At 43.0% G+C, this 3,598-nt stretch carries 5 protein-coding genes; all 5 read right to left on the reverse strand.

All coding sequences use genetic code 11. The annotated features are described in order from the left end of the window. The coding region (locus GC101_RS25950) for a hypothetical protein (RefSeq protein ID WP_171719673.1) at window positions 1–464 on the reverse strand (464 nt) is incomplete at its 3' end. A gap of 506 nt (window positions 465–970) precedes the next feature. Further along, window positions 971–1,381, reverse strand: coding sequence for a hypothetical protein (locus GC101_RS25955; protein ID WP_171719674.1), 411 nt, complete (start codon window positions 1,379–1,381; stop codon window positions 971–973). 6 nt (window positions 1,382–1,387) lie between these two features. After that, window positions 1,388–2,209 carry a hypothetical protein gene (locus tag GC101_RS25960; protein ID WP_171719675.1) on the reverse strand — a complete coding sequence of 274 codons (822 nt, stop codon included), beginning with the start codon at window positions 2,207–2,209 and terminating at the stop codon, window positions 1,388–1,390. A gap of 16 nt (window positions 2,210–2,225) precedes the next feature. Further along, on the reverse strand, window positions 2,226–2,624 hold the full coding sequence (locus tag GC101_RS25965) for a hypothetical protein (protein ID WP_171719676.1): 399 nt from the start codon (window positions 2,622–2,624) through the stop codon (window positions 2,226–2,228). An 84-nt stretch (window positions 2,625–2,708) separates the two neighbouring features. Then, window positions 2,709–3,149: a JAB domain-containing protein gene (locus GC101_RS25970; protein ID WP_171719677.1), complete on the reverse strand. Its 441-nt coding sequence runs from the start codon at window positions 3,147–3,149 to the stop codon at window positions 2,709–2,711. Window positions 3,150–3,598 lie beyond the last annotated feature (449 nt).

Here is a 3,598-nt window from a genome sequence, read left to right on the forward strand (position 1 = left end):
TAGACGTTCCGGTGGCTAGTATATCCGGAACGGCTGCTGCCGGTGCTCTCATGGATGCCGGTGAGCTCCATTACCTGGCTGCCGGCCCGCCCTGGTTCATTGGTCGCCGGCTCCGCGCGGATCCGCAGCCGCGGCGGTAGACGTTCTTCCGGTGGTCGGTGCGCCCGGCGCGTGCCTGTTGGCCACACTGCCATCTGCAGATCTACCGCAGCTGCTGCGGTAGACGTTCTTCCGGAGGCCGGTGCGCCCGGCGCGCCTGTTGGCCACACTGCCGGCTGCAGATCTATTGCAGCTGCCGCCGGTGAAGCGATCGATAACTCACCGGGGATCCACCAGCCCGCCTGCAGGATCACGGCAACTACCTTGCCCTGGTAAATCGGTTGCCGGCTGCGCGCGGATCCGTAGCAGCGGCGGTAGACGTTCCTTCCGAATGCCGGTGCGTCTGGTGCGCGCTGGTTGGCCACACTGCCGGCTGCCGATCTATTGCAGCTGCCGCCGGTGAAGCGATCGATAACTCACCGGGGGTCCACCAGCCCGCCTGCAGGATCACGGCAACTACCTTGCCCAGGTTGATCGGTCGCCGGCTGCACGCGGATCCGTAGCCGCAGCGGTAGACGTTCTTCCGGTGGTCGGTGCGCCGGGCGCGCGCCGGTTGGCCACACTGCCGCTGGTGAGCTCTATTACCTAACTGGTGCATCGATCGATAACTCGCCGGCGGTCCACTAGTCTACCTGCAGGACAGCGGCAACTGCTTTGCCCTGGTTAATCGGTCGCCGGCTGCGCGCGGATCCGTAGCAGCGGAGGTAGACTATTCCAAAGGCCGGTGCGTCTTGTCAATTGTTGGCCACAGCGGTAACTGCAGATCACCGAAGCTGCCGGTGAATCCGATCTTATCCAACACGAAAAGAAGCTTATTACTGAAAAAATGACCCCTCCTTTTACGGTGGGGTCATTTTAAAGTTAATATAAATCAAGTTTTTATAGATCGAAGAGAAGGATACTTTGATAGTAAGAGCTCTTCTGTTACAATTTGATATTCTAATGCACCTCTTTCTGAACAAACAGCGAAAGATGTTAGTTTTTCTTTTTTAACTAACCAGTCCTTTATTTCTAATAATTCATTACTCTCAGATAGAATAGCGGATGTAGGAATAAATAATGTACGGCTTGATACTCTAGGTTTCCCTTCAAATACATTTGTGCAATTTAAAAAAATGAATCTATCTACTGTAGTAATAAACTTAAATTGGACTGCCCTTTCAGTTTGGTTTAGTAAAACAATTTCTGTTATATATTTATAAACAAACATTAATTTTTTACCAAAACTCTTTTCTATTTCTCTAAATACGCGAATTTCACAATTAGTTTTTAAAAGTTTCATATTAAGTTATTCCTTATTATAATTTTTATTTAAGTAATCAGATATTAGTTCTTGGGCCTTCTCTGTGCCAGCAATATTTTCGTAATTAAATATTGCTGCGTCAAGCTTTTTCTTAGCTAACAGATTAGGTAAGGATATCCCTTGATCAAGCTGAATTAATCTTCGAACCACTAATCTCATTAGTGCCGTTCTTGTAATACCAGAACCTAGATTTTTTAAAATATCATCAATAGCTGAATAAGCTTTCTCGCTTATACTAATGCGTATCGGTTCTAACTCAGTTGGGACCTTTTTTAAGTAGCTTATTTCCTCTTCAGTGATAGAAAGAATTGAAAAGTCGGGACTCAAAATGTATTGTTCAATTGAATAATTTAGATTCCTCGATCTAGTCCATTTATTTAGAAAATCATGGGTTCCAATTTCCAAATAGAAAGTGTTTGGTTTTCTCTCAGATGGGGAAATGAAAAGATCATTATTACCTTTATAAAATTGATTAAAGTTTAATATAAGATCTCTCATTACAGATGAACGGTTTGCCCCTAATACACCCTCGTTTTTGAGTTCTATAACCATTCTATCTATAACGCTTATTGCTTCATCACTTAACGCCATATTGGTGGAGGTTGAAGTCTCACTGTTTTTGTTTCTTGGACGGCCTCTTCCACGCTTTTTTTCTGTTTCTTCACCATCTAAGTCGATATTTAAAGAAGGTTTATACTGATTAAATAAGAATGTTTCTAAAGTTTTTCTTCTTATTTTCTCTGGAACAAGGCTTCTAAATATATTTAACTGAATACTATCCAACACAAGTCCGTATTTCTTAGTCAATTATAAACAACCCTTTCTATATATAAGAATCCAGGCTATCCGTTTCATAAGTACCAAAATGCAATCCTTCGTTTAGATTTTTAAACAACATTAATACCAGTTCAAATTCCTTTTTTTCAAATTTATAAATCAGCTCGGTAATTGATACCATCTGTTTATGACTATACAGCTCTGCAGATAGCTTAATCATAATTGTCAATTTCTCATTATCTCCATAAGAGCTAAACAACTTATCCCAGTCAATGTTTCCATCACTCCAATTGATAAATTGGGTAACTTTGTTCCTGAAAATTTCGTCTCCTGCCATTAAATAAACGATAGGGAGCAAATTAATATCATTTCTTTTTTCTTCAGGTAATTGAGCTTTTATTAATCTGTACTGATTTTTATGGGAATAATCAATAAAATTTTTCATAATATTTCAACCTCCATTTTATATTATAATTTTAACTATTTGGTAGTAAGAGCCATCGACTATAGAGCCGATGGCCTACACAGTTTATAATAACCCAGAAGATTTAAAAGAATAATAACCTTCTTGCCACCCGACTATTAAATGATCCAGAAGTTCAATCCCCAGCATTTCACCGCATTCTGCCACACGTTGTGTTAATTTAATATCTTCTTGAGAAGGAGTTACAATACCGCTTGGATGGTTGTGGGCGATGATTATACTCGCGGCATTATTTAATATTGCTGCCTTGAAAATCTCTCTTGGATGAGCGACTGATGCACTCAAGGAACCAATGTGGCAACGATGAATGGCGATAATTTGATTTTTAGTGTTAAGTACCATAATCAGAAGAACCTCTCTATCTTCATCAGCTATGTATTTGTTGGTAATCTCAACTGCATCAGTTGGTGAGCAAATATTAATAAGTGGTAAGTTGGTTTTTTGAATTTGTTGAGTAATTCTTATGATTTCAATAATACGATCCATTTTTAACCCCTTCTCCATCTGTTATTTTATTTTATTATACCATAAAGACATTATATATCAAGTGTTTATTCGGTTTAATTATTTAAGGGAATTAGATGTTTTATCTGTCCAAAAGCTGCAAAGTTTTCTGGATCCAAAGGGTCGCCTGCAGATCAACTGCATCTGCTGCCGGTGTTCTTCTGGATGCCGGTGAGGCCCGGTACCCGGCTGCCACCTGGGCAGCGATCGATAACTCACCGGGGGGCCACCGGCCCGCCTGCAGGAGCCCGGCAACTGCCTTGCCCTGGTTAATCGGTTGCCGACTGCGCGCGGATCCGCAGCTGCTGCGGTAAACGTTCTTCCGGTGGCCGGTGCGCCCGGTTCGCGCCGGTTGGCCACACTGCCGGCTGCAGATCTACCGCAGCTGCTGCCGGCGCTCTCCTGGATGCCGGTGAACCTAGTACCCAGCT

Origin of the sequence: Paenibacillus phytohabitans (genome assembly GCF_013141775.1) — a bacterium.
Taxonomy (GTDB): domain Bacteria; phylum Bacillota; class Bacilli; order Paenibacillales; family Paenibacillaceae; genus Paenibacillus_AQ; species Paenibacillus_AQ phytohabitans.

Bases quoted from the DNA above. Each gene is read 5' to 3' on its own strand.
- GC101_RS25955 (WP_171719674.1), bottom strand. From the start codon at position 1,381: ATGAAACTTTTAAAAACTAATTGTGAAATTCGCGTATTTAGAGAAATA.
- GC101_RS25965 (WP_171719676.1), bottom strand. From the start codon at position 2,624: ATGAAAAATTTTATTGATTATTCCCATAAAAATCAGTACAGATTAATA.
- GC101_RS25970 (WP_171719677.1), bottom strand. From the start codon at position 3,149: ATGGATCGTATTATTGAAATCATAAGAATTACTCAACAAATTCAAAAA.